This is a genomic window from Thermoactinomyces sp. DSM 45892 (assembly GCF_900107305.1).
Classification (GTDB): domain Bacteria; phylum Bacillota; class Bacilli; order Thermoactinomycetales; family Thermoactinomycetaceae; genus Baia.
In genome coordinates, this window is record NZ_FNPL01000007.1 from 20,057 (window position 1) to 46,879 (window position 26,823).

A 26,823-nucleotide genomic window follows, 5' to 3' on the forward strand; every position below is an offset into this window, starting at 1 on the left:
GATTGGAAAGGAGGGCTGAGAAATGCCAACAAGTTCAGAATGTATTTTTTGTAAGATTGTAACAGGCGATATACCTTGTCAGAAAGTGTATGAGGATGAACATGTCATTGCATTTCATGATTTATATCCTGTTGCACCAAGTCATGTACTTGTCATTCCCAAAAAACATGTTTCCACTCTTATGGACTTTTCCGAGGAAGATACAGAGCAAATGGGAAAAATTTTGCAAGGCGTGCGGCAGGTCGCTAAAAAATTAGGACTTGACGAAGATGGCTTCCGTGTGGTTAATAATATGGGGGAGTATGGTGGTCAAACCGTATACCATATTCATTTTCATGTACTGGGCGGTCGTCATCTAACATGGCCTCCGGGTTAATGGAAGTCCTTTTGACATGTTTCTGCTTTATACGGTATAATGGAGTTTGACTATATCTGTCCCAACGGAGCCAAGAGTGGCTAGGGAATGTCCTTTTAAGCATCTGACTCATCCCAACGTTGGCTATTTATCTTATGCAGGTGTCGTGGATGTTGCCATCCTTCTATGGATTGGTCCGCTACTTGCGTGTATTTGTGGGTCCTCTTACCCGAGCAGCTGACCCGTGGAGGGAGGGAAAATCATGGTCGAAACAAAAGTTCGTAAAAACGAATCCTTGGATACAGCTCTTCGCCGGTTTAAACGTTCCTGCGCGAAGGACGGTGTGCTCTCTGAAGTACGTAAACGTGAGCGTTATGACAAACCAAGTATTAAGCGCAAGAAAAAAGCTGAGGCTGCGCGTAGAAATAAGCGTAAATAAATAGCGAGGTGACTCCGAGTGAGTCTTGCACAGCAGCTAACACAGGATATGAAAACGGCCCTTAAATCGGGAGATAAAGAGCGCTTGTCTGTTATTCGGATGGTTCTAGCTTCAATTAAGAAGTCTGAAATAGATAATCGTGGTCCATTGAACGATGAAGGAATGTTAGAAGTAGTTTTGCGCGAAGTAAAACAACGCCAAGACTCGATAAGCGAATATGAAAAGGCAGATCGTCAAGATCTGGCTGATAAAGAACGCTTTGAACTGGGAGTTTTGCAAACCTATCTTCCTGAACAGTTAAGTGAAGAAGAAGTACGGGCAATCGTACTAGAAACCATCCAAGCTGTGGGGGCTTCTAGCAAGGCTGATATGGGGAAAGCGATGGGGGCTATTTTGCCGAAAGTGAAAGGGAAAGCTGACGGTAAACTAGTGAGCAAACTCGTCCAAGAGGCTCTAATTTAAAAAAAAGCGGGATGATCTTACTACAAATCATCCCGCTTTTTCTTTTTTGCTTGTTAAATTGAAGGTTTTAACCACTGGGTCAGCAGGGAACAAGGATAAGGAAAAAGGGAAGGAGGGATTCGTTTGCGGCGAAGTTCATGGATGATGAGCATTCTTTTGTTGATTGTCATGATTCCGAATCAAGTCTTGGCAGCAGGTAGCACAGATAGTGGAGTGGCGATCGGAGACATTTCATGGCTTTTATGGATGTTGGTGAGCATAGGACTACTGGGACTCGTTCTGGAAGTGATGATACCAGGTCACTTTGTCTCAGGATTCATAAGTATTTTTTCATTTGCTACCTATTTTTGGCTACGATTTGGGCAAAATGAAACAGACTGGCTTATCGTAGGTGCTTTTGTAGCAGGGTTTGTCTTATTATTTATTGAAATTTTCGTACCTGGATTTGGTATACTTGGTGCCCTAGGGATTGTTGGTATTTTTTATGCTATTATTATGGCCGCTCCGTCTATAGTGGAAGGAGTGATTGCACTTTGTCTAGGATTGATTATTGCTTCCATCGCTTTGTGGATTCTTTATCGATTCTTTGGGTTAAGAACCAAATGGGGCAATCTAGTCCTAACAAGTACGCAAGACAGAGAAACTGGTTTTAATGCTAGCAAAGATCGTCGTCATTTGATGGGAAAACGTGGAGTTACGGTTACACCACTCCGGACATCGGGTTGGGTCCTGTTTGAACATGGTCGCGAAGATGTTGTAAGTGATGGAGAGATGATTCCCAATCATACGGTGGTAGAAGTAACCTTGGTTGAAGGAAATCGTGTAGTGGTCTCTAAAGTCCGAGAGGATGAAGGATCGGAACAGTAAGAGAAATTAAAGGAGTGAATGGATATGGAAATGGCTCAAATTATGCCAATCATTATAGGTGTTTTAATCGTAATAGGTATTTTCTTGTTTCTAAATATGGTTCCTGTTATGTTATGGATTAGTGCATGGGCATCTGGAGCTTATATCGGGCTCGTTAAATTGGTAGCCATGCGTTTACGTCGAATCACACCAAGTCGAGTAGTGAATCCATACATTAAAGCTAGAAAAGCAGGTTTAGATGTAACGATTGATCAACTCGAGACCCATTTACTTGCTGGGGGTAATGTAGACCGAGTCGTAGACGCGTTAATTGCGGCAGAACGTGCTAATATTAATCTTGAATTTGTGAAAGCGGTTGCGATTGACCTTGCTGGCCGTGATGTATTAGAAGCGGTGCAGATGAGTGTAAATCCAAAAGTAATCACGACTCCAATTGTGTCAGCAGTAGCAAAAGACGGGATCGAAGTAAAAGTAGTGGCTAGGGTGACGGTTCGTGCTAACATTGATCGCCTTGTGGGTGGTGCTGGTGAAGAGACTATTTTGGCACGTGTAGGCGAAGGGATTGTTACAACAAACGGTGGTGCTGAAAGCCATAAGGAGATTTTAAAGCATCCTGATTTGATCTCTGAAACTGTTCTGAGAAAAGGCTTAGATGCCGGGACTGCTTTTGAAATCCTATCGATTGACATTGCTGAGATTGATATCGGGAAAAACATCGGTGCACAGCTTCAAACGGATCAAGCGGAAGCAGATAAGCGAATTGCCCAAGCGAAAGCAGAAGAACGCCGTGCGATGGCTGTTGCGACAGAACAAGAAAACCGTGCACGTGTAGAAGAAATGCGTGCAAATGTGGTTCAAGCAGAGGCTGAGGTTCCGTTAGCATTGGCAGATGCCCTTCGGAATGGAAAGCTAGGCTATATGGATTACTTACAAATGCAAAACATTGAAGCGGATACCAAGATGCGTAAAAATATTAGTGGTTCCGATTCAACTGAGAATGAATAACCTCCACTACGGAACAGGAGGAAACAGAAATGGGTAGTATTGCTATTATTATTGCGGTTTTCGTAGGTATATTCAAATTGTCTGATTATATCCTCAGAGTAAATAATAAGAAACCTGTTTTTACACCTGCGATTAATCGACTTGAGGATTTGATGGACTTTATGGATGACGATGAGGACCGACCTAAAAAGAAGAAGAAGCGCTCCAAATCGTCATCGAAGTCAGTCAAAGTCCAAGAAGCGAAGACAAAGCAATTAGAACCAGCGTTTCCAAGAGCTTCCGATCAGTATCGCCCTAATCTTGGTAGTTTGAGTCAAGGAACACAGCGACAACGAGAGAGAGTCTCTGTGAAACCCAAACCAACATTTTCACCAAATGAAGTACAAAAGGCGTTTGTTTATAGGGAAATATTAGGAGCTCCAAGAGCTCTAAAACCACATAGAACAAGACGCTACCCGCGTTAACTGCTTAGGTTTCCTAGGCAGTTTTTTTATGCTTATTTCGCTTGGTAACATATGTGCATACTACGATCCAGCAAAAGCTCCATACTATCGTTAAGGAGGTGATAGTATGGACCAGTTTTCTCGTAGTTCAAAGCGTTTACTCGTGCCTGGAGCATCATCCGTGCTTAACCAGTTCAAAGAAGAAATCGCAGCTGAGTTGGGTGTAACCTTAGGATCAGAAACATCAGCACGTTCTAATGGATCAGTAGGTGGAGAAATCACCAAGCGTTTGATTGCTCAATCAGCGCAACAAATGAACTAAACATAGAAAGTGAGTTAGACAGCTATTTACGGTCAGAGGTAGATAGCTGTTTTACTTTGTTCATAAATAGGCATCTTTAGTCATATGGTACAACAAGGAGATGGAGGGGCGTCTTATGAAGAAAAGATGGAATGGTCACATGCGAGACTGGGCTTCAAAATGGCTAGACCTACCACCCGATGTAGCAAGCGAAGTCCCTCGAATCGAATGGATCGGAAACGACCGATTACGTGTAGAAAATTATAAGAAAATTGAGGAATTAACGGAGAAATCAATCTCCCTTTCCACCATATTAGGGTTTCTCGATATACAAGGTTCCCGTATCGTAGTAAAAGTAATTGATTCAGAAGTAGTGATCGTTGAAGGTGAAATTAAGGATGTCCGATATAGAAAGTAAGGAATAAGGGGCGAGAGCGTTGCTAGTAGTAAAAATGCCAAATCAGGTTGAGGGAGAAATAACGATAGAGTGTCGTGGGGCAAATCTTACCCCTTTTTTGAACGATGTGGTACAAGCAGGGATTGTCCTGAAACAGATCGGATGGAAAAGAGAAGAGCTCGTTCAGATCACAATCCTCGTTCCAGATTTTAAACAGGTTATTTCATTCCTGCGGCAGCACGACTGTAAGATGAAAATTGTAAAAAAGTCAGGCTTTCCATTTCTAGTAGCAAGAGCGATGCGTCGGAAATTTTTTTCAATGGGCGCGATTTTATTTATTTCTTTTCTGTATGTATTGAGCTCATTGGTCTGGAAAATAGACATATTAGGCAATGAGAAAATACCGACACAACTTGTTCAAAGTTTATTACAAAAAGAAGGGGTTTATCCGGGGCAATGGAAGGGGAAAATCCCTTCTCAAGAGGAGTTAAAACAGAATCTTCTAGATCAACTTCCTCAGGCGACATGGATTGGGATTCAAATGCAAGGAACTCGTGTCGTGGTGACAGTGGTAGAGAAAAAAGGGATCGATCAAGCGACAGAACCGGCGAAAGTGGGTCCTGTTCATTTGGTTGCAAAGAAAGATGCTTTTGTTGTAGATCTGGCAATAGAAAAAGGGAATCCATTGGTGAAAGTAAATGACACGGTCCAGAAAGGACAAGTGTTAGTTTCTGGTAAATATGGAGATCCTGCCATCCAAGAAGGTGGCCAAATCGTTGGGGCCAAAGGAACTGTTATGGGTGAAGTATGGTATGAGTCTAATATCGTGGTTCCACTGCAAACAGAGTATAAGAAATTTACTGGAAACCGGTTAATGAAAACGATTCCTATGATTGGAACTTGGCAAATTCGTAATCCTTTTAGCGAGGACCATCCGTATCGGACGTTTGAAATCGTTTCGAATGAGAGTATTTTGCAGATAGGAAAGTGGCGTTTTCCAATTGGTTGGATTAAGGAAGAGTACATGGAGACTGAGCTTGAAAAAAGGGTCTTAACCCCTGCTCAAGCGGTTGAGGCAGGAATGAACCAAGCCAAAGCCGAAATTCTAAACGTTATCGGAAAAGACGGTCGGATTATCAGCCAAAAAATTTTGCAACAGTCTATAAAGAGTGGTAGAGTTTATTTAAAAATTAACTTTAATGTAGTGGAAAACATTGCGGTTTCGAAGCCGCTCCTTCAAGGAGAATAAAAACATTGAATCTCGAAGAACATACTAAAAAAATTCAACTTTCGAGTCCAGAAGAGGCATTAAGCTTATTCGGGCCTCAAGACCATTATCTGAAGCAAATTGAAGCTAGCACAAAAGCCAAGATTCATACTCGTAGTTCTGACATTACTCTTACTGGGTCACAAGAAGACTTAGAGGTAGTGGGTCATTTATTTCATGTCCTGTTAACATTAATTCGCCAGGGATTTCAATTAACGGAGCGAGATATTGTGTATGCAACTCGTTTGGCACAGCAGGGAACAGCAGATGAATTATTGGAGCTATATGGAGAAGAGATTGGTGTCTCCCATAAAAATCAAAAGGTGCGTGTAAAGACGTTAGGACAGCGTCACTATGTAAGTGCGATGAAGAAGCATGATATCGTTTTTGGTATCGGCCCTGCTGGAACAGGTAAAACGTTTCTGGCAGTCGTTATGGCTGTTACAGCATTAAAAAATCATCATGTGAAAAAGATCGTCTTAACTAGGCCCGCTGTTGAGGCTGGGGAGAGCCTTGGTTTTTTGCCAGGTGATCTACAGGAAAAGGTGGACCCGTACCTACGTCCGTTGTATGATGCATTATATTTTATGTTAGGAAATGAACAGGTAACGAAGATGATGGAACGTGGATTGATTGAAGTGGCTCCTCTCGCTTACATGCGTGGGCGGACATTGGAAGATTCATTTATCATCTTAGATGAGGCCCAAAACACGACCCCTGAGCAGATGAAGATGTTTTTAACTCGGCTCGGGTTTGGCTCGAAGATGGTTGTAACAGGGGATGCCACACAAGTTGATTTACCAAAAGGAAAAAAATCTGGATTACGAGAATCAGAACGCATCTTGAAGAAGATACCAGACCTAAAGTTTGTCTACCTTGGTCAAGAAGATGTCGTCCGCCATTCATTGGTGCAGAAGGTAATTGAGGCGTATGAGCAAGACGAGATGGATATCTAGTGTTCAATGACTTGACAAGGAGCCGATCTAGGATGAAAGGTAAAGAAGTAGAACCATCTTTGTGGCTCGAGCGCTTACGAGAGACAGAGTTTTGGAAGACAAGTAAAAGAGTAACCATTCTTTTATACGCGATCTTTGGGGTCGCGTTCTATTTGTTGCTTATTGGAAATGTACTTCCGATGCAGTATGAATTAAAAGAAGGTGGCATTAGCCCGAATACGATTACCGCTCCTGCAACGATTATCGATGAAGTGGCCACGCAAAAGGCGAAAGAACGGGCGAAGCAAGGGGTTGCTCCGGTATTTACAAAAGATGATAAGATTACAAATGATCAGATCGATCAGATCGAACGTTTTTTTAGTGAAGCACGGTCCACCTTATCTGAGAAATCGTTAAATGAAACAGAAAAAAAGAATAGGATCAAAGAATTAATGGGAGGGAAGGAAGAAAAACTAGGCGAAGGATTCTTTGATAAATTGGTTCGTACCCCTGTCGATGATTTAACAGAGATCCGAGTGGTTACACGGGAAGTTGTAGCGGAAATTATGGGAGACGGTGTTAAGGAGACCGAATTAGAAGAGAAGAGGCGGGTTGTGGATCAAAAATTTTCTACTCTTTCTACAAACTCCCGTTATTTGGTACAAAGGCTGGCTAAATTTTATATCATTCCAAATGAATTTTCCGACGCTCCTAAGACCAAAGCTCTACAAGAAGCAGCGATGAATAATGTAGATCCTGTCAAAATCGAACAGGGCCAAAACATTGTTACTAAAGGTCAAAAAATTACAGATGATCAATATGATAAGCTAAAGAAGTTTAAGCTTCTTCGTTCGACGAATCTTTGGGGCTCTTATATAGGACTAGCCCTATTGCTAATCGTAGTGCTTATCTTCTTCTATCTCTATATTCAACGTTTCCATCCTTCTATAGCACATGATAATTTTAAAATCATCATGTTCTTTCTAGTACTCACGATTTGTATGACGGGCATGAAACTGATTGCAATTGGACAAAATTTGGATGAATGGAGCACTTTAGGTTATTTAAGTCCGGCGGCACTAGGCGGGATGCTCGTAACGTTACTACTAAATGTGGAGCTCGGCTTTTTATGTATTGTGTACCTCAGTATTGTGACAAGTATGTTTTTTAGTGGGGAAGGTCATCAATTATTTGATTTCCGTTTCGGTTTAGTTGCACTCATGGGTGGAGTGGTGAGTGCCTTTGCGCTATCTGGGGTTAAACGACGGAGTTCTGTGCTATATGCAGGAATCTATGGATCGATTGCCTCTGTTGTTACGATCATGGCTTTATTTTTCATCTTTCCAGCAGAGGGATGGAGTACGATTTGGAGATCTCTTTCTTTAGGCTTGGCAGGAGGCATTTTCTGTTCTATTTTAACGATTGGATTCTTACCCGGTTTCGAATCTCTCTTCGGGATTTTGTCCCCTCTTCGTTTATTAGAGCTTAGTAATCCAAATCATCCATTGCTAAAGAAACTCCTCTACGATGCCCCGGGTACTTACCATCATAGTGTCATTGTAGGGAATTTAGCAGAGGCAGGAGCAGAGGCGATCGGAGCAAATGGACTTTTAGCTCGGGTAGGTGCTTATTATCACGACTTAGGGAAAACCAAACGTCCTCAGTTTTTTATTGAAAATCAGATTGGGAAAGAAAACCCTCATGATAAAATTTCGCCTAACTTGAGCAAGACAATCATTATCTCGCATACGCGTGATGGGGTTGAGATGTTAAAGAAATATCGAATCCCTGAGCCGATTCAAGATATTGCCGCCCAGCATCATGGTACGACCCTAATCAAATATTTTTATTTCAGAGCGCTAGAAGCCACGGACGGGATGAATGTGCTTGAGGAAGATTATCGTTATCCGGGTCCGAAACCCCAGTTTAAAGAGGCGGCGATTGTGGGGATTGCAGACTGTGTGGAAGCAGCCGTTCGGTCAGTAGCCAAACCAACGCCATCACGGATTGAAGGGGTCATCAAAAAAATTATTCAACAAAGATTGGAAGATGGCCAATTTGATGAATGTGACTTGACGATTAAGGAATTAGATCTTATTGCTCAGGCGATGTGTGCCACTTTGCAGGGAATCTTCCATAATCGAATCGAATATCCAGAGAGTCCAACTCTAACTGGCAAAGGAGCGAAGCAACATTGAGCGTAGTCATCGATCTTACAGTTGAAATCGAAGTAACGGAGGAGCAACAGGAGGCAATCAATATCATCGATTCTTGTCTACAACAAGCGGCCAAAGTAGAAGAAATACCGGATGTTCAAGTATCCATTACGATTACCAATAACCAAGAAATCAGGGAGATTAATGCGGAGCACAGAGGGATGGATCGCCCTACGGATGTCTTATCTTTCCCGCTCTACGAAGTGGAAGAGGAGTGGATACTTGAAGAAGGAGAAGAAGCAGTTGCTATAGGGGATATTGTGATTTCACTTGATCGTGCGATTGAACAAGCAAACGATTATGGACACTCTTTATCAAGGGAAATGGGCTTTCTAGCTGTGCATGGCTTTCTACACCTATTGGGATACGATCATGAAACGCCAGAACAGGAGAAGGAAATGTTTCGTAGCCAAGAACTCATCTTAGACCAGGTCGGTTTGAGGAGGTAACCTCTCATCTTATGAAATGGGTGTCCAAGGTATTAAATAGCTTTCGCTACGCATTGGAAGGGCTTCGCTATACTGTAGTCACACAACGCAATATGCGAATTCATTTTGTCGTAGCGCTCGCGGTATTAGTCGTTAGTCTGTATCTTCCATTAAGTAAATTTGAAGTGCTGGTGCTGTTCGTCTCGATTGTGCTAGTATTATTTGCTGAGCTATTAAATACGGTGATTGAAGTGATTGTGGATATGGTGACTGAAGAGTACCATCCATTGGCCAAAATAGCGAAAGATGTAGCTGCGGGAGCTGTTTTATTGACAGCAGGGCTTGCCGTAATTGTCGGAATTAGTGTATTTTATCCGTACCTCAATATGTTATTTCATCAAGTGTATAGTACTCAAAAGGCTCTTTATCCTGCGAACATCGGTCTGGCGGCACTTATTGCTTTTGATTTCTTTTTAACTCTGATGGTGAAGGCATGGGTTCATCGGATGCGAAAGCCAGAATTGGAGCCTAGCATGACTACTTCATTGTCCGTATGTGTAGCAACGTTAATTGTGGCGGTCATCGGGAACTTAACGATTACACTGATGGTTTTGTGTTTGATTCTCTTGTTTTTAGGGACAAGAGCCCGGGTGCAAAAACCTACACCTATTTTCTTTGGGGCGGTCCTAGGACTTGTTGTGGCACTCATGGGTGTCCAACTTTTATAAGTGAATATAAGGAAGGTAACAAAATGAAAAAGTTAATAGAATTAGCGATGGAAGCAAGGGAAAACGCATACGTACCCTATTCTAAATTTCCAGTTGGAGCCGCCCTTTTAGCTGCGGATGGATCTATATTTAAAGGGTGTAATGTAGAAAATGCTTCCTTTGGCTTAACAAACTGTGCAGAACGAACAGCGATCTTTAAAGCGGTTTCTGAGGGAGTTCATAGTTTTAAAGGAATCGCGATTGTAGCAGATACAAAGGGGCCTGTGTCACCGTGCGGGGCTTGTCGCCAGGTGTTATCCGAGCACTGTTCTCCTGAAATGAAAGTATGGCTGACAAATCTACAGGGAGAAGTACAAGAAACAACGGTCGGGGAGCTACTACCGGGTGCTTTTGTTAAGGGGGATTTGCACGTTGAGTAAAAAAATACATAAGTCTGGTTTTGTTGCCTTAATTGGACGTCCCAATGTAGGTAAATCTACTTTAATGAATTACTTGATTGGTCAAAAAGTTGCGATTATGTCCGATAAACCACAGACAACTCGTAACCAAATACGTGGCGTTTTAACCAATGAAGAAGGCCAAATTGTATTTTTGGATACGCCGGGAATTCATAAACCACAATCTCGTTTAGGGGAGTGGCTTGTAAAGACTGCGCAAAATACATTAGCTGAGGTGGATTTGGTTCTGTTTTTAGTGGATGCAGGAGAAGGTTTAGGCGCAGGCGACCGCTATATCATGGAGAATTTAAAGGGAGTGCGGACACCCGTATTTCTGGTAGTGAATAAGATAGATCAAGTTCATCCAGATAAACTCTTTCCTATCATCGATGAATATAGAAAAATCCACAATTTTACAGAGGTTGTCCCTATTTCAGCCTTGAAGGGGAACAATACCAATACGTTGACAAACGTGATCTTTGAGCATCTACAAGAGGGACCAGCCTACTATCCATCGGATCAAGTGACAGATCATCCAGAGAGATTTATTGTTGGGGAACTGGTCCGTGAAAAAGTATTAGAGCTTACGAAGGAAGAAATTCCTCATTCTGTTGCGGTTGTTGTTGAGGAAATGAGTATCCGTGAAAATCAGCAAACGATCTATATTCGAGCTGAGATCTATACGGAACGTACTTCGCAAAAAGGGATTTTGATTGGGAAACAAGGTGCGTTGTTAAAAGAAGTAGGAAAACGGGCACGTGCCGAGATCGAACCCCTACTCGGATATAAAGTTTTTCTTGATTTATGGGTGAAAGTAAAAAAAGACTGGAGAAACGCAGATTTCTATATACGGCAATTTGGTTATCGGGATGAAGATTATTCATAATAAAACTTGCCAATTTTTCCATCTCATATGAATCCCCTTCTTCGGTCATCTTAAGAATGTACAGGTACATCAAGCAGAAAGGACGATGCTAGATGCGTAATTTCTCGTGGCATTGCTTCTCTACGACTGGCGATATCGAAGCCTATTTACTTTATAAAGAGTGTGAGGCGTTGGCTGGTGGATGTGACCAGAGATTGATTGAGGATGAGGAAGAAGAAGGGTAGAAAGGGCTAGCCAATGTTAGTAAAGATTGAGGGAATTGTCATCAGGGCGCGTTCATTTGGTGAAAGTAATCAAGTGGTTCAGGTTTACTCAGAGCATCTCGGAAAGCTTTCCTTTGTAGCGCGGGGTGCTAAAAAAACAAGAAGTCGGTTTAGTGCGTTGACACAACCTTTTACGATTGCCAGCTTTGTCTGCTTTTCAAGTGGAAACGGCTTGCCAACATTAAACCAAGCAGACCTCATCCATTCTCATCAAGCAATTAGGCAAGATTTACTACGAACTTCATATGGAGCATACTGGTTAGACTTAGTAGACCATCTTTTTGAGGAGCGGGAACCGAATCCGGGTTTATATCGCTTCCTAAAAACAGCTTTCAATTGGTTAGAACAAGAAAAGGACCCAGATGTACTCACGCGTATGGTTGAATGTAAAATGATGGCTGCTGGTGGCTATCGACCTATCGTACACGCGTGTGCTCACTGTGGCTCCGAAGAACGCCGCCCTGTTTCTTTTAGCATTTATCAGGGCGGTTTTCTATGTGAAGCTTGTGAACACACTGACTCCCAAGCTATTTCGGTGTCTGATGCAATAATTCGCATTCTTCCTGTTCTGGTGAATCTTCCGATCGATCGACTCGGGGAAATCACGATCAAAGAAGAGACGAAGCAACAGCTAGAGAGAGTGATCAGGTCGTTTTTGATGGAGCATGTAGAGGTTCGGCTCAAGTCGTGGGATATTTTGGAGCAGATGCGGAAAGTGTGGATGGATTCTACTACTTAATCGAATTGTGAATACTACCATTGCTTGGTACCCTCGCCACTTGACACTCTAACGTATTTCCACTACATTTAAAAGTACAATCGAATGACCGTGCTACGAAGGAAAAGAGTACCTAGGAAGAGTTGCCAAAGCGAATCAGGGATAGTGAAAGCCTGAACAACCAACCTAGCGAAGGGCAGTCTGGAGCACGAAGCGGAATGAAGGCGGATAGTAACCATATCGTTGCTATCAATTAGGGTGGAACCGCGGGAGTAAAGCCTCTCGTCCCTATGACAAAGATCTTGATGATCTTGGTTGTAGGGATGAGAGGCTTTTTGCTTGTCCGCGAATCTTATGGAGGTGACCGCTAGTGAATTTTCAAGCCATCGTGAAGACACTGCAAGACTTCTGGTCTGCTAAAGGATGCATTTTAAGTAATTCGTATGATGTGGAGAAAGGCGCGGGAACGTTGAATCCGATGACTTTTCTACGCACACTGGGGCCTGAGCCGTGGAATGTGGCGTATGTAGAGCCTTCCCGTCGTCCAAATGACGGTCGTTACGGAGAGAATCCCAACCGTCTATACCAACACCATCAATTTCAGGTCATCATGAAACCAGCTCCAAATGATATTCAAGAGATCTATCTGGAAAGCTTACAAGCACTCGGAATTGATCCTATGCAACATGATATCCGTTTTGTGGAGGATAACTGGGAAAACCCTACCTTTGGAGCCGCGGGACTTGGTTGGGAGGTATGGCTGGATGGTATGGAGATTACGCAGTTCACGTATTTTCAACAAGTAGGTGGGATTGAGACCCATCCTGTCTCGGTAGAACTAACATATGGACTGGAGCGTCTGGCTCTTTATATTCAAGAGAAGGAAAATGTATACGAGCTGGAGTATACGGCCGGAGTTTTGTACGGAGATATCTTTAAGCATCCAGAATATGAACACTCCAAGTACACATTTGAGATATCGGATGCAGATTTGCTGTTCCGTTTGTTTGATAGCTATGAAAAAGAGGCTCTTCGCATCTTGGAAGAAAATCTCGTCTTCCCCGCCTATGATTACATCTTAAAGTGCTCTCACACATTTAACTTGTTAGATGCGCGAGGTGTAATTAGTGTCACGGAGAGAGCAGGATATATTGGTCGGGTGAGAAATATGGCTCGTCGTTGTGCGAAAGCCTTTATCGAAGAGCGTGAGAAGCTGGAATTTCCGCTGCTAAAGAATTCTGGAGGTGAGCAAAGTGAGTAAACAGGATTTTTTACTCGAAGTGGGTGTAGAAGAAATGCCAGCCCGCTATGTTTCTGAGTTGACTAGCCAATTGGAACAAAATACGCAGAAATGGTTTGAAAAATATCGAATTTCATTTGAGCAAGTGACCGTTTTTTCTACGCCACGACGTTTGGCTGTGCTAGTCAGCGGAGTAGCGGATCGACAGGCGGATCTTCATGAAGAGGTAAAAGGCCCACCGGCCCGCATTGCCAAAACGCCAGAAGGTGAGTGGAGTAAAGCGGCAGAAGGATTTGCACGTAAAAATAGAGTTTCAGTAGATCAGTTAGAACTTCGAGAATTAAAGGGTGAAAGCTATTTATTTGCGGATGTGCATCAACCAGGTGGTGAAACGCTTGGTATCATGTCTTCGGCTTTTCATGAGGCATTACAAGCTTTTCAACCACCTAAGACGATGCGTTGGGATAAATATCGCTTTGTTCGCCCTGTACGTTGGCTCGTTGCATTATTTGGTACCTGCATTGTCCCAATCTCATGGGCTGGTGTAACAGCGGGGAACTTCACTCGTGGACACCGGTTTCTAGGTGAAGAAGTGGAGATTTCGGAGTCGGCTTCGTATGAAGATATTCTTCGTGGCCAATATGTGATTGCAAATGCAGAGGAACGCAAACAAGCGATCATCCAGCAAATTCATTATCTAGAGGAGGAGAATAACTGGATCATTCCGATTCACGAAGAGTTATTGGAAGAAGTAACGAATTTAGTGGAGTATCCTACAGCGTTATCTGGAACGTTTGATGAAGCATTTTTACAAGTACCCGATCCAGTGCTAATCATTACGATGCGGGAACATCAGCGTTATTTCCCTGTGCAAGATCTAGAAGGGAAGCTTCTTCCATTTTTTATTACCATTCGAAATGGTGACCATCAGCATCTTGCTCTCGTAGCGAAAGGGAATGAGAAGGTATTATCCGCACGTCTAGCGGACGCTCGTTTCTTCTATGAAGAAGATTTAAAAACAGATTTGTCCGCATTTCAAGCGAAACTAGAGCAGATTGTATTTTTTGAAGGACTTGGCACGATGGCAGATCGAGTGCGCCGAATTCAATGTATCGCTCAGCAGATTGGCAGACTATTGCAGCTGGATGAGAAGATGCTACAAGATCTAGATCGCGCTGCCTCTCTTTGCAAGTTTGATTTAGCTACACAAATGGTAGGGGAGTTACCCGAGTTAGAGGGCTTTATGGGTAAGGTTTATGCACAAGCAGCGGGAGAGACGCCAGAGGTTGCGATCGTAATCGATGACCATCACAAGCCTCGATTTGCAGGGGACGAGATGCCGGATACGCTTCTTGGCACGATTCTTTCAGTAGCAGATAAGATGGATACACTCTGTGCAACGTTTGGTATTGGTATACAACCAACTGGCTCCCAAGATCCATACGGCTTGCGTCGTCGCGCAACAGGGTTAATCCAGTTATTCTTAAGTGAACATTTACGCGGGGTGGAGATGGTTGAAGTGATTCAGATCGTGGAGCAAACACTGCGGCTTCATGATCTGGTGAAACAATCGCCAGAACAATTCTCTGCCGAACTCTACCCGTTTTTGATCCATCGCTTCCGAAATATCTTACAAGATGCTAACTTACGCTATGATGTAGTGGAAGCCATCGCCGAATCTGGATTTTCTCGTCCCGCTCTTGCTGTGGAGAGAGCACATGTTTTACAGGCGAAGCTCGATCGAGAGGAATTCAAGTTGGAAGTAGAAGGCTTTACCCGGGTAGCTAATTTGGCGGCGAAAGCAGATGATACGCCTGTTCGACCTGATTTGTTTGTAGAAACATCGGAAAAACAACTAGCAAAATCACTTGAACTTGCCAATGAAGCATATCGCTCTGCTTTTGAATCCGAAAATGCTTTAGGCATGTACGATGCCATCGCCGGTTTAACTCCTGAGATTCATCACTTTTTTGATCATGTGATGGTCATGGTGGAGGAGGAGCAGATTCGAAAAAATCGGCTAGCGCTACTCAGAGAAATTACGAACACAACTCGTACCTTTGCAGCATTTGAACAAATCATATTTCCTTCTTAGAAAAAAAAAGAAAAACTTTCAAGTGGGGTTTGCATCATCTTGAAAGTTTTTCTTATGTTATAAAAAACCTGTATGTATTTCTTTATGGCATAACATTATCTATCAATATTTATGAATTTTCTAAATAAAATTACTTTTAACGAAATTAAATCATTAATTGACAGGTAAGTCGATATGATTCTGAGTAAAATAAGATGCTTTTAATGACCAATATTCAAAAGTATTAGATGATATAAGAAAATAAACATAGAAAAATGATGATTTAAAAAAGAATCGTTCTATATTATGGGTCGTAAAATCCGGTATCGAGACTAATAAACTGTATAAATATTGTATTGTTTTTTTGTTTCGTTTGTATTATTCTTTACTAAAGCTAAATAGTCTTGCTACTATTCTTAGTTTAAAATGCATTTAATATATTCAGGATATTCAATCATTAAGTGCGTTAAATGTATTAAGTGTATAAAAAATATTATTTCAACTTTATAGCGAAAGAGGAGGACTAGACATGTTAGTGAAAAAAAGTGTGTCGATCGCTACTGCTTCTATGCTGACTTTAAGTGTAGCAAGCGTAAGTGTATGGGCGACTAATGATGCTCCAGTAAAAGATGTTCTCGATCAACAAGAGGCATTACAAAAAATATCGAAAGATACAGGCTCCCAATTTTCTGTAGCTTGGGATTCAGAGACGAAGGCCCCTTCTTTTGTTAGAGGTAAAATTTCGAATAAAAAGTTAAAAACAAAAGAGGATGCTTTAGCTATTTTGGAAGAGAATAAGGCGTTATATCAGATCAAACAAGCATCGTCTGATCTAACATTGGACAAGCAAGGTTCAGATCAGTTTGGTAGCTTTTATAAGTTTCAGCAAGTATATAAAGGAATCCCCGTATTTGGACATCAGTTAGTGGTCCATGGGGATCAAAAACAAATAAGCAATTCCGTAAGTGGTACATTTGATGCCCAAGTATTCTCAAAAGAAATTGATACCAAAGCGAAGTTGACTGAAGCGGAAGCGACTAAGAAAGCTAAGGTAGCCAATGGACTAGGTGAAGTCAAAATGTTTGATATTCAAAAAGCGGATCTATACATCTATGGGGCTAGTACAGGAAAACATACACTTGTTTATCGTGTTACCTTATCTACTTTAGAAAAGAGCGAACTTTTCTATGCTGATATATTTATTGATGCGCAGACAGGTGCGGTCGTGGATCAGATTGATAAGGTTCACCGTGCAGCTGCTGTTGGGAAAGGCAAGGGTGTTCTAAATGATAATAAGTCCATAAACACAGATTCATACTCAGGTGGATACTACCTACGTGATATCACGAAGCCTATGTACTCCCAAAACGGTGGAGTGATCGAGACATATACAGCAAAAAATCAAATGGTGTCACCAGGTACACTTCTTACAGATTCAGATAATACATGGGTGGACCCAGCTGCTGTTGATGCCCATGTGTATGCAGGAAAGGTATATGACTACTACTACACAAAGCTAGGTCGTAACTCTTTTGATGGCGAAGGTGGAACATTGAAGTCTACCGTTCACTATAGAGAAAATTATGGTAATGCCGGTTGGACGGGGACTCAGATGGTGTATGGAGATGGGGATGGCGGTGATAGATACGCATACCTATCAGGCGCCTTAGATGTGGTTGCCCATGAAATAACACACGGTGTTACAGAACGAACGGCTGATCTAGTATACGAAGGACAGTCGGGGGCCTTAAATGAATCATGGTCAGATGTATTTGGAAATTTAATTGAGAATAAATCAGATCCAGAATGGCTATGTGGTGAGGATATCATTACACCTAACATACCGGGGGATGCCTTACGCTCCATGTCAGATCCAAATAAATATGGTGATCCAGACCATATGAGGGATTATGTAAACACGACTGAGGATCATGGTGGTGTACATACAAACTCAGGAATTCCGAACAAAGCATTTTATCTTTTCGTAACGACTTCGGGTGTGACTCGTGATAACGCAGCAAAAGTATGGTATCGCGCTCTTTCGCAATATTTAACTTCTAATTCCAAGTTTATCGATGCGCGCAATGCCACCATTCAATCGGCAACGGATCTTTTCGGAGCAGGATCAAAGGAAGTAAGTGCTGTGACAAACGCTTGGAATAAAGTTGGAGTAGGTGGTAACTCTCCTGATAATCCAAATCAACCAAGTAGCGATCCATACGAATCAAACGACACTCGTGCTACTGCATATAAGATCAGTTCGGGAACTACCTACAACGGTAAAATTACCTCTAGCGCCGATGAGGATTGGTTCCAGCTTACAAAATCAACCTCCGGAACCATTTCGCTAAGGTTGACGAACTTACCGGAGGATTATGATCTTTATCTCTATGATGCCTCGGGGAGGTTACTTACGTACTCTGAAGAGGGCGGCAAAACGAGTGAGTTGATCTCTTACTGGGGTTCTGCTAGGGCGACCTACTACATAAAAGTAGTTGGTTATGATGGGAAGAACAGTTCAACTGCTTATTCACTAAAGGCTACCTATTAAATGGGATGATGGTCTTCTATGCTTAGAGTAAGAAGGACATGATTCATGTTATAAAAAGACTCCTTGCTTATCCAGTTCGCTGGTGTGAAGCAAGGAGTCTTTTTTCAGCCCCGTTTTAACGCATGTAGCGTATCCATCATATTTCTTAGATGTGGTTCAGATTGAGATACAGCGATCGAGATCGGTGTATCTGGGTTTACCGTTTCAGCAAAGGTTAATAATTCTCCATAAGCAGAAGTTGGGAAGGAGATGTGTGTGGTCTCTTTGGTATCTCCCCAACTCATTGCATAAGAAAGCTGGATAAAGGCTACCTGCGGTTGAATTTTTTCATAGAATTCAATCCAGTTTGAGGGAGCGTAAAGAATTTCTTTCTCTGTAGCCCCAGCAAACATACTTCTTGAACGGTGCATGTAAGTTAGTAAATGAGAGGTGATTCGGGCATTAGCTGTATCGAAACACAGCTTTACACCTGTTTTTTCTACTATTTTTAGGAGATGATTGGGTGTGCGAAGTGCTGGATAAAGCTCAGAATGTCCTGGTTCAAAATATCCCTCATCACCCATCGGTGCATTTTCTAAAAGGAGTCCAATTTGATATTGATCTGCATGTTTTTTTAACTGTGTTAATTGGTCAATAATCCGCTGTACATACTCGGTTTTGTAATCCTGTAACGCATAGAAATCGGTTGGACGGGCATCTAGATATTCAAAGATGGTTCCTAGGGCTACTTTGGTTCCATGAACGATTAAAGACGTAGGAGAAGAGGTAGTAGCGTGTATATTATTAAACCACTCTAACCATGCCGATAGAGAGAATTCTGTGTCTCCTAAAGTTAGGCTTTTAGGAGCACGATAAGCTATTGGCTTAATTCGAGCTAGTTGCAATAGGCTTTGGAATTCCTGCGTGGTACATATCTCATTGGGAAGTTGTAGCATCATTTGGTCAAAGCCAAATTGTATACTACGACGCAGCCCAGATAAATCTAGTTCAGTATTGATTGCAAGGGAATTTGATAATAACATGTTGTCTGCCTCCAAATATCGTTAACTCACCTTCACATTGTATAAAAATCGTTGCCAGTTGGCTAGGATACATACAAAATATAAGTTTTCGTTTTATATTTGTAGAGTTTCTGTTTGTGAACTCTTGTTGGAAAATGAAAATATATAGTATATACTTTATAAGGTAATTACTATAAAAGTATAACACATTTCGACAAGTCTTTCCCCGCTGGAGGTGCACCAACATCGAGCTGACGAAGCGCCAGGAGAAAATACTGGAAATCGTAAAAAGTGAAGGTCCTATTACAGGTGAACAAATTGCGGACCAACTACATCTGACTCGTGCCACGTTACGCCCAGATTTAGCTATTTTGACAATGTCTGGCTTTTTAGATGCGAGACCACGTGTTGGTTATTTTTATTCTGGCAAGACTGCCAACCAATTGATGGGAGAACACATTCGCAACCTATATGTTAGAGACTACAAGTCTGTGCCAGTAGTCGTAACCGAGGCAACCTCTGTCTATGATGCGATTTGTACGATGTTTTTAGAGGATGTAGGTACGATTTTTGTGATTAAAAAAGAAGGTTATCTGATCGGTGTGATATCACGTAAAGATTTATTACAAACTTCTATGGGAAAACAAGATTTAAGCTCGATCCCTGTAGGAGTTGTGATGTCAAGAATGCCAAATCTGATTACTTGTACACCAGAAGATACACTTCACTATGCTGCACAACAAATGATGAGACATCAAGTTGATTCACTTCCTGTTGTTCGTCCTTTCCAAGGAGATACTAAGCACTTTGAAGTGATCGGACGTATTAGTAAAACGACTTTAGCGAAGGCATTTGTCGAACTCGGGCAGCACATTTCTGTATAGAGGAGGAACCATCATACTACTATCTAATCATGCTGTGGTTTATGTCATTTCAGACTCTGTTGGTGAAACAGCCGAGTTTGTAGTGAGAGCTGCGGTCAGCCAGTTTGAATACACACACCTAGAGATCCGCCGTGTACCCTATGTGATGGATCGAGAGACGATACTGGAGACTGTGCAGGCTGCTAAAGAAGAGAAAGCATTAATTGCTTTTACTTTAGTTTTGCCCGAAATGCAGGATTTCCTTACAGAAGAAGCGATCAAAGCGGAAGTTCCCTATGTGGATATTATGGGACCGATGATGGATGGACTCTCTAAATTGATTCAGAGTGAACCGAAACGAAAGCCGGGACTTATTCACAAATTAGATGAGGAATATTTCCGTAAAGTAGAAGCGATCGAGTTTGCCGTGAAATATGATGATGGTCGGGACCCTCGTGGTTTACTGCGAGCCGATGTCGTATTAATCGGTGTATCTCGTACTTCCAAAACCCCACTATCGATGTATTTGGCTCACAAACGGCTCAAAGTGGCAAATGTACCACTTGTCCCTGAAGTGGAGCCACCAGATGAGTTATATTTGATTCCATCAGAGCGCTGTGTGGGGCTGATTATTGATCCGAGTCAATTAAATAATATACGTAAAGAACGTTTAAAAGCCTTAGGTCTTACATCAGGAGCTAATTATGCGAGTGAGACCCGTATTCTAGAAGAGCTCGATTATGCGGAAAGAATTATTCGTAGAGTAGGTTGTCCACGTATTGACGTGACGAATAAAGCGGTGGAAGAGACTGCCAATATCATTCTAGATATGAAAAAGGGGGGCTACACCAGATGAGTCGAAAATGGGTGTATTATTTTCATGAAGGATCAGCCGAGCAGAAATCGTTACTGGGTGGAAAGGGAGCGAACCTAGCAGAAATGACGAATGTGGGGCTCCCTGTCCCTCATGGTTTTACTATTACGACAGAGGCATGTAACCAGTATTATCAGGATGGAAAAGTAATTAGCGATGAGATTATCGAGCAGATGCAGGAATCTCTAAAAGGATTAGAAGAGAAGACGGGGAAGAAGTTTGGAAATCCTGACAACCCGCTCCTTGTTTCTGTTCGCTCAGGGGCGGTATTTTCTATGCCGGGGATGATGGATACGGTACTTAATCTCGGCTTAAATGATGAAACAGTGGCGGGGTTGGCAAAATTAACTAATAATCCAAGATTTGCGTACGACTCATACCGTCGCTTTATTCAGATGTTTGGTGATGTGGTGATGGGTGTGGAACACTACCATTTTGAAAAAATTATCCAAGCCAAGAAGGCGCAGCGTGGTGTAAAGAGTGATCCTGAGTTAACGGCCGAAGATTGGCAAGATGTGATTACAAAGTTTAAAGCAGTCATCTTTCAGCAAACCCAAACGGCGTTTTCAGAGTCTCCTATGGAGCAATTGCTTCAGGCGGTTACGGCAGTGTTTCGTTCGTGGCATAATCATCGCGCTAAAATTTATCGTAATATCCATAAAATTCCGGATCATCTAGGGACAGCAGTAAATGTGCAATTAATGGTATTTGGGAATATGGGCGATGATTGTGGGACAGGGGTAGCCTTTACTCGAAACCCATCTACGGGAGAAAATTATTTATACGGTGAATTTTTGCTTAATGCACAGGGGGAGGATGTAGTTGCAGGAGTGCGTACACCTGAACCTATTGCCCAGTTAGCAGAGAAGATGCCAAGTATTTTTGAGCAGTTTCAGCAAATTGCACAGAAGTTAGAGCTTCATTATCTAGATATGCAGGATATTGAATTTACTGTAGAGGGGGGAACCCTTTATATTCTTCAGACCCGGAACGGGAAGCGTACAGCAGATGCAGCAGTGAAAATTGCGGTAGATATGGTAGGAGAGTCTTTAATAAGTAAAGAAGAAGCCATATTGCGGATTGACCCAGATCAACTGGATCAACTTCTTCACCCACGATTAGATCCAGATGCAGAGTTAGAAGTGGTTACAAAAGGCCTACCTGCTTCACCAGGAGCCGCTTCAGGTGAAATCGTCTTTCATGCGGACGATGCAGAAAAATTAGCTAGTAAAGGCAAAGCAGTTATATTAGTACGACCAGAAACGACGCCAGAAGATATCCATGGAATTTTAGCGGCTAAAGGTATTTTGACAAGTCGGGGTGGAATGACTTCTCATGCAGCTGTAGTTGCACGTGGTATGGGAAAAGCATGTATCTGTGGTTGTGAACAGTTGAAAATGGATCTGCGCTCCAGAGAGGTAAAAGTCGGGGGACATGTTTTCCATGAAGGCGATCTGATCACGATTGATGGAAGCACGGGCCGTGTCATTCAGGGAAAAGTTCCGCTCATTGATCCCGTTTTATCTCCAGAATTTACAGAACTACTTAGCTGGGCGGATGAGATTCGGAGGATGAAAGTACGGACTAACGCAGATAATCCAGAAGACTCACGTAAAGCTAGGGAGTTTGGCGCTGAAGGAATCGGCTTATGTCGTACGGAGCATATGTTTATGGAGCTAAGCCGAATCCCGATTGTACAGAAAATGATTTTAGCAGAGACTGGGGATGAACGGAATGAAGCATTAGCTGCGTTGCTCCCTATGCAGAGAGAGGATTTTGTGGGTATTTTGGAAGCGATGGATGGCATGCCGGTTAACATCCGCTTACTTGATCCGCCGCTTCACGAATTTCTGCCTAATTTAGAAGAGTTAATGGTCGAGTTAACGAAGTTACAAATGACACCGGGTGCTGATCGATTAGAGATGATTCGCAAAGAAGCGCTGATTCGTAAAGTGCGTGCCCTCCAAGAGTTTAACCCGATGTTGGGGCATCGAGGTTGCCGTCTCGGATTAATCTATCCTGAGATCTATGCGATGCAAACACAAGCTATTTTTGAGGCGGCAGTTAATTGTTTGCAGAGAAGCATTCCAGTGGAAATTGAAATTATGATCCCACTAGTAGGTCATGTCAAGGAATTAACGGAAATGAGACGTCTTGTTGAACAGATCGGTTCAGAGATTGAAAAATCATCCGGGCGGAAGATTCCATATACAGTAGGAACAATGATTGAGGTACCTCGTGCGGCGCTCACGGCGGATCAAATAGCAGAAGAAGCAGACTTCTTCTCTTTTGGAACGAATGACTTAACCCAAACTACATTTGGATTTAGCCGTGATGATGCAGAAGGGAAGTTCCTGCACGCATACGTAGATAATAAAATACTTCCTGAAAATCCATTTGTTTCAATTGATCTCGATGGTGTCGGGAAGTTAATTGAGATGGGTGTTTCCCTGGGTAGGGAGAAAAAATCCGATTTAAAAACGGGAATCTGTGGAGAGCATGGTGGCGAAAAGAGATCAATCGAATTTTGTCACAAAATAGGGCTGGATTATGTTAGTTGCTCCCCGTTTCGTGTACCGTTAGCCCGTTTGAGTGCGGCTCAAGCAGTTATTAAGCAAGAAAATAAGTGAAAAACGTCTCATAAAAAAATTCGTCAAAAATACCCGGTTGACCCCGGGTATTTTTTTATTACAATGATTCTAAGATGCAGTTTAAAGCTTTTTTTAATATTGATGATTGTAGCATTTTCTTTTTATGTCATTTTATATATAATTGGAAGAATGTAGAGTTCTCATTTGTGGGGAGGAGAAGGCTTATTTTTTGTAGAATTAAGGTGATATATCTCCTTTGTCACGGTAAGTATGACGAAATTCTTCTTGAAGAAAATATTACCATGTGAAATAGACACATATGATGAAGGACTTTTTTGCTGAATGGCGAATAAGTACCAGATGTGTATAGAGGACATATTTCACTACAAAAGTCTGCCAGTAGAAAGTAGTGGTGGGGATGGGGCGCAGAATTTCAGATGAAGTTATCAATCAAGTCCGCAGACACTTCGACATCGTAGATGTAGTGGAAAAATATGTTCAGTTAAAAAAAAGTGGGCGTAATTATTTTGGGTTATGTCCTTTTCACTCGGAGAAGACCCCTTCTTTCTCGGTAGCTGCTGATAAACAAATTTATTATTGTTTTGGCTGTGGTGCAGGTGGAGATTCGATCAAGTTTATCATGGATGTAGAGCAATTATCTTTTTTGGAAGCTGTAGAACGACTCGCTGAAGAAGCTGGGATTTCTCTGCCTAATGAAGTAAGAGAACTTACACCTGAAGAAGTGGAACGGGCTACGTTGTACAAAATTCTTGATCTATCTGCCAAGCTGTATCATCATGTATTGATGAACACCCCTCAAGGAAATGATGGAAAGGCTTATCTAGCACGAAGGAGAGTTAATCCAGAGACGGCACAGGAATTTCAATTAGGATTTGCACCTAGGTCTTATGACTTTTTATTATCCTTTCTTACTAAACGTGGTTATGCAACTTCCCTAATTGAAAAGGCTGGTCTCATTAAAAAAAGTGAATCTCAAGGAACCTATCGAGATCGCTTTTACGGACGACTTATATTTCCGATTCACGATTCTAAGGGGCGTGTGATTGCATTTGGTGCGAGAAGTTTCGAAGAGAATGAGCAAGCTAAATACTTAAATAGTCCCGAGACTGGAATGTTCCATAAGCGAAAACAACTTTATAATCTTCATCGTGCAAAGTCTTCCATCCGCAAAGAACAAAATATGGTTCTTGCTGAAGGTTATATGGATGTCATCATGATGTGGCAGGAAGGTGTTCATACAGGGGTTGCGACGCTTGGTACGGCTCTCAGCGAAGACCAGGTAAAAGTGATCAAGCAACATACGAAGAGCCTTATAATTTGCTATGATTCTGACAATGCGGGCCAAAATGCCGCCTTAAAAGCGCTCGAGTTGATGCGGCCGCATGAATTGATGGTAAAAGTAGTGCCGCTTCCAATCGGTTTTGATCCAGATGATTACATTCGGCGATTTGGGGGAAATTCGTTTCAGAAGGAAATGATCGCAGGTGCTCTTTCATCTACTTCCTTTCAATTAGAACGGGCGAAAAAGGATTTCAAGCTTCAAGATGAGGTGGAACGTCTTGCGTATATTCGCAAAGCAGTGGAGTTGATTGCGGATTTGCCTATTGCCATTGAACAGGATCACTATTTGAGAAAGTTAGCTGAAGAATTTCAAATCTCAATGGAAGCTTTGAAAGAGGAACAAAGGCGTATCAGATTTCGAAAGAAAAAGCAAGCCTGGGGGGATAAAGAGGCAGGGAAGTGGAATAATGGGTACAAAGAAGATGGAAAAATGGTATCCAGAAAGTTGCGTTCCTATCATCCGATCGAACGCGCAGAGATGCACCTACTCGCACACATGATGCGGGATCGCTCTGTTTGTGATTGGGTACAGGATCATTTAGGAGCGGATTTTCAGACTGAGGTTCATACAGCACTAGTAGCGCACTTGTATTCGTATTATGCAGAAGGTTATCCAGCAGATCTAGGGCAGTTTTTGCACAGTCTTAAGGAACCTTCCTTTATTCATAAAGCGACAGAAATTGCAATGATGGATGTCCCTGACGAAGTGTCAGAAGAAGCTCTAAAAGATTATATAAACCAAGTAAAGAAAGTTCCATTGGAACGTGAATGGAATAAAAATCAAAAGCTTGTGAAGCAAATCGAACGTGCTGGAGAGCCTATGAAAGCCGCCCAGCTGGGACTAGAGTTAATCGAACAGCTGAGACAGAAGAAAAAAATGCGGTAATCATGCGATCCAGGAAGGAGGAAACCTACTTTGGCGAAAGAACAAAATGTCGATACGGAATTAGAATTTACTCTTGAACAATTAAAGAGCCAGCTTACAGAGTTAGGAAAAAAACAGGGCTTTTTAAGTTATAAGACCATTATGGAAAAATTATCGAGTTACGAACAAGATTCGCAACAGGTAGATGAATTTTTTGAAACACTAAATGAGCAGGGGATTGATGTAATTAACGAAGGCCAAGATGATGAAGATCCCTTTAAATTTAATGCTTCAAATAATACAGAGGACCCATATGTCGATGATCTAAGTGTCCCACCAGGGGTTAAAATCAATGATCCTGTTCGCATGTATTTAAAGGAGATTGGTCGTGTTCCCCTCTTATCAGCTGAAGAAGAAGTAAAGCTTGCCACTCGTATAGAAGAGGGCGATGAAGAAGCAAAACGCCGTCTCGCAGAAGCGAACTTACGTTTAGTTGTGAGTATTGCGAAAAGATATGTTGGACGTGGGATGCTTTTTCTTGACTTAATCCAAGAAGGAAACATGGGACTTATTAAAGCGGTTGAGAAATTCGACTACCGGAAAGGATTTAAATTTAGTACTTACGCAACATGGTGGATCCGCCAAGCAATTACACGTGCTATTGCAGATCAAGCACGTACCATTCGGATCCCTGTGCATATGGTTGAGACTATTAATAAGTTGATACGTGTCAATCGTCAGTTGCTTCAAGAATTAGGTCGAGAGCCTTCGCCAGAAGAAATCGCAAACGAGATGGGACTTACTCCTGAGAAAGTCCGTGAGATTCAAAAGATTGCTCAAGAGCCAGTATCACTCGAAACGCCGATAGGGGAAGAAGATGACTCACATTTAGGCGACTTTATCCCTGATGATGATGCACAAGCACCAGCAGAGGCAGCGGCCTATGAGTTATTAAAAGAACAGCTAAAAGATGTATTAGATACTCTTTCTGAGAGAGAAGAGAATGTACTTCGACTTCGATTTGGTCTAGATGATGGAAGAACTCGCACACTAGAAGAGGTTGGTAAAGTTTTTGGTGTTACTCGTGAACGAATTCGTCAGATTGAAGCAAAGGCATTACGCAAGCTTCGCCACCCTAGCAGGAGCAAGCGTTTGAAGGATTTCCTAGAATAAAGATTCCGTCTCTTTTCATGAATATCAGGTAAATAGCGCCCTTCGGGGTGCTTTTTGTTTGGATTGATCTAATTTTATCTTT

26 protein-coding genes are annotated in these 26,823 nt (G+C 42.1%); 25 read left to right on the top strand and 1 reads right to left on the bottom strand.

Features of this window, described 5'->3' with window-relative positions:
• Positions 1–22: 22 nt before the first annotated feature.
• From BLU58_RS06830 to BLU58_RS06925, 20 genes are all read left to right on the top strand, one after another.
• Entirely contained in the window at positions 23–376 is a 354-nt protein-coding gene (locus BLU58_RS06830; RefSeq protein ID WP_093291484.1) for a histidine triad nucleotide-binding protein, read from the top strand.
• Between the two features lie 241 nt (positions 377–617).
• The gene (gene rpsU, locus BLU58_RS06835; RefSeq protein ID WP_072335574.1) at positions 618–794 is read left to right on the top strand and encodes a 30S ribosomal protein S21; all 177 of its coding nucleotides are present in this window, start codon (positions 618–620) and stop codon (positions 792–794) included.
• Positions 795–812: 18 nt separating this feature from the next.
• The gene (locus BLU58_RS06840; protein WP_093291485.1) at positions 813–1,256 is read left to right on the top strand and encodes a GatB/YqeY domain-containing protein; all 444 of its coding nucleotides are present in this window, start codon (positions 813–815) and stop codon (positions 1,254–1,256) included.
• Positions 1,257–1,379: 123 nt separating this feature from the next.
• On the top strand, positions 1,380–2,123 hold the full coding sequence (locus BLU58_RS06845) for an NfeD family protein (protein ID WP_093291486.1): 744 nt from the start codon (positions 1,380–1,382) through the stop codon (positions 2,121–2,123).
• A gap of 18 nt (positions 2,124–2,141) precedes the next feature.
• Complete coding sequence (gene floA / locus BLU58_RS06850; RefSeq protein ID WP_369813696.1) at positions 2,142–3,128, top strand: flotillin-like protein FloA; 987 nt, start codon at positions 2,142–2,144, stop codon at positions 3,126–3,128.
• A gap of 29 nt (positions 3,129–3,157) precedes the next feature.
• Complete coding sequence (locus BLU58_RS06855) at positions 3,158–3,592, top strand: hypothetical protein (protein WP_093291488.1); 435 nt, start codon at positions 3,158–3,160, stop codon at positions 3,590–3,592.
• 106 nt (positions 3,593–3,698) lie between these two features.
• Positions 3,699–3,893 (top strand): alpha/beta-type small acid-soluble spore protein, encoded by a 195-nt coding sequence (locus BLU58_RS06860; protein ID WP_093291489.1) that lies wholly within the window; start codon positions 3,699–3,701, stop codon positions 3,891–3,893.
• Between the two features lie 115 nt (positions 3,894–4,008).
• On the top strand, positions 4,009–4,290 hold the full coding sequence (locus BLU58_RS06865) for a YabP/YqfC family sporulation protein (RefSeq protein ID WP_176786542.1): 282 nt from the start codon (positions 4,009–4,011) through the stop codon (positions 4,288–4,290).
• 19 nt (positions 4,291–4,309) lie between these two features.
• A complete protein-coding gene (gene yqfD / locus BLU58_RS06870) occupies positions 4,310–5,518 on the top strand; it encodes a sporulation protein YqfD (protein WP_093291491.1) in 1,209 nt (402 codons plus the stop codon).
• Positions 5,519–5,523: 5 nt separating this feature from the next.
• Positions 5,524–6,492 (top strand): PhoH family protein, encoded by a 969-nt coding sequence (locus BLU58_RS06875; RefSeq protein ID WP_093291492.1) that lies wholly within the window; start codon positions 5,524–5,526, stop codon positions 6,490–6,492.
• A gap of 32 nt (positions 6,493–6,524) precedes the next feature.
• Complete coding sequence (locus BLU58_RS06880; RefSeq protein WP_093291493.1) at positions 6,525–8,669, top strand: HD family phosphohydrolase; 2,145 nt, start codon at positions 6,525–6,527, stop codon at positions 8,667–8,669.
• Positions 8,666–9,136, top strand: a complete 471-nt coding sequence (gene ybeY, locus BLU58_RS06885) for an rRNA maturation RNase YbeY (RefSeq protein ID WP_093291494.1) — start codon at positions 8,666–8,668, stop codon at positions 9,134–9,136. The genes BLU58_RS06880 and ybeY overlap by 4 nt, the downstream gene beginning before the upstream one ends.
• An 11-nt stretch (positions 9,137–9,147) precedes the next feature.
• Complete coding sequence (locus tag BLU58_RS06890; protein ID WP_093291495.1) at positions 9,148–9,843, top strand: diacylglycerol kinase; 696 nt, start codon at positions 9,148–9,150, stop codon at positions 9,841–9,843.
• Positions 9,844–9,866: 23 nt separating this feature from the next.
• Positions 9,867–10,262, top strand: a complete 396-nt coding sequence (locus tag BLU58_RS06895) for a cytidine deaminase (RefSeq protein ID WP_093291496.1) — start codon at positions 9,867–9,869, stop codon at positions 10,260–10,262.
• Positions 10,255–11,166, top strand: a complete 912-nt coding sequence (era, locus tag BLU58_RS06900; protein WP_093291497.1) for a GTPase Era — start codon at positions 10,255–10,257, stop codon at positions 11,164–11,166. The genes BLU58_RS06895 and era overlap by 8 nt, the downstream gene beginning before the upstream one ends.
• A gap of 92 nt (positions 11,167–11,258) precedes the next feature.
• Positions 11,259–11,390: a YqzL family protein gene (locus BLU58_RS06905; protein WP_093291498.1), complete on the top strand. Its 132-nt coding sequence runs from the start codon at positions 11,259–11,261 to the stop codon at positions 11,388–11,390.
• 13 nt (positions 11,391–11,403) lie between these two features.
• The gene (gene recO, locus BLU58_RS06910; RefSeq protein ID WP_093291499.1) at positions 11,404–12,168 is read left to right on the top strand and encodes a DNA repair protein RecO; all 765 of its coding nucleotides are present in this window, start codon (positions 11,404–11,406) and stop codon (positions 12,166–12,168) included.
• Between the two features lie 349 nt (positions 12,169–12,517).
• A complete protein-coding gene (glyQ, locus tag BLU58_RS06915; RefSeq protein WP_093291500.1) occupies positions 12,518–13,408 on the top strand; it encodes a glycine--tRNA ligase subunit alpha in 891 nt (296 codons plus the stop codon).
• The gene (glyS, locus tag BLU58_RS06920; protein ID WP_093291501.1) at positions 13,401–15,482 is read left to right on the top strand and encodes a glycine--tRNA ligase subunit beta; all 2,082 of its coding nucleotides are present in this window, start codon (positions 13,401–13,403) and stop codon (positions 15,480–15,482) included. Before glyQ ends, glyS begins: the two co-directional genes overlap by 8 nt.
• 508 nt (positions 15,483–15,990) lie before the next feature.
• Positions 15,991–18,012, top strand: a complete 2,022-nt coding sequence (locus BLU58_RS06925) for a M4 family metallopeptidase (RefSeq protein WP_093291502.1) — start codon at positions 15,991–15,993, stop codon at positions 18,010–18,012.
• A 104-nt stretch (positions 18,013–18,116) separates the two neighbouring features.
• Here the strand turns inward: BLU58_RS06925 and BLU58_RS06930 are convergent, their stop codons facing one another.
• A complete protein-coding gene (locus BLU58_RS06930) occupies positions 18,117–19,034 on the bottom strand; it encodes an apurinic/apyrimidinic endonuclease family protein (RefSeq protein ID WP_093291503.1) in 918 nt (305 codons plus the stop codon).
• Positions 19,035–19,264: 230 nt separating this feature from the next.
• On the opposite strand from BLU58_RS06930, the gene BLU58_RS06935 reads away from it, so the two are divergent.
• From BLU58_RS06935 to rpoD, 5 genes are all read left to right on the top strand, one after another.
• Entirely contained in the window at positions 19,265–19,897 is a 633-nt protein-coding gene (locus BLU58_RS06935) for a helix-turn-helix transcriptional regulator (protein ID WP_093291504.1), read from the top strand.
• 10 nt (positions 19,898–19,907) lie between these two features.
• Positions 19,908–20,732 carry a pyruvate, water dikinase regulatory protein gene (locus BLU58_RS06940; protein ID WP_093291629.1) on the top strand — a complete coding sequence of 275 codons (825 nt, stop codon included), beginning with the start codon at positions 19,908–19,910 and terminating at the stop codon, positions 20,730–20,732.
• Positions 20,729–23,380: a pyruvate, phosphate dikinase gene (gene ppdK / locus BLU58_RS06945; RefSeq protein WP_093291505.1), complete on the top strand. Its 2,652-nt coding sequence runs from the start codon at positions 20,729–20,731 to the stop codon at positions 23,378–23,380. Before BLU58_RS06940 ends, ppdK begins: the two co-directional genes overlap by 4 nt.
• A 379-nt stretch (positions 23,381–23,759) precedes the next feature.
• On the top strand, positions 23,760–25,589 hold the full coding sequence (gene dnaG, locus BLU58_RS06950) for a DNA primase (RefSeq protein ID WP_093291506.1): 1,830 nt from the start codon (positions 23,760–23,762) through the stop codon (positions 25,587–25,589).
• 30 nt (positions 25,590–25,619) lie between these two features.
• Entirely contained in the window at positions 25,620–26,741 is a 1,122-nt protein-coding gene (gene rpoD, locus BLU58_RS06955) for an RNA polymerase sigma factor RpoD (protein ID WP_072335636.1), read from the top strand.
• The last annotated feature ends 82 nt before the right edge of the window (positions 26,742–26,823 follow it).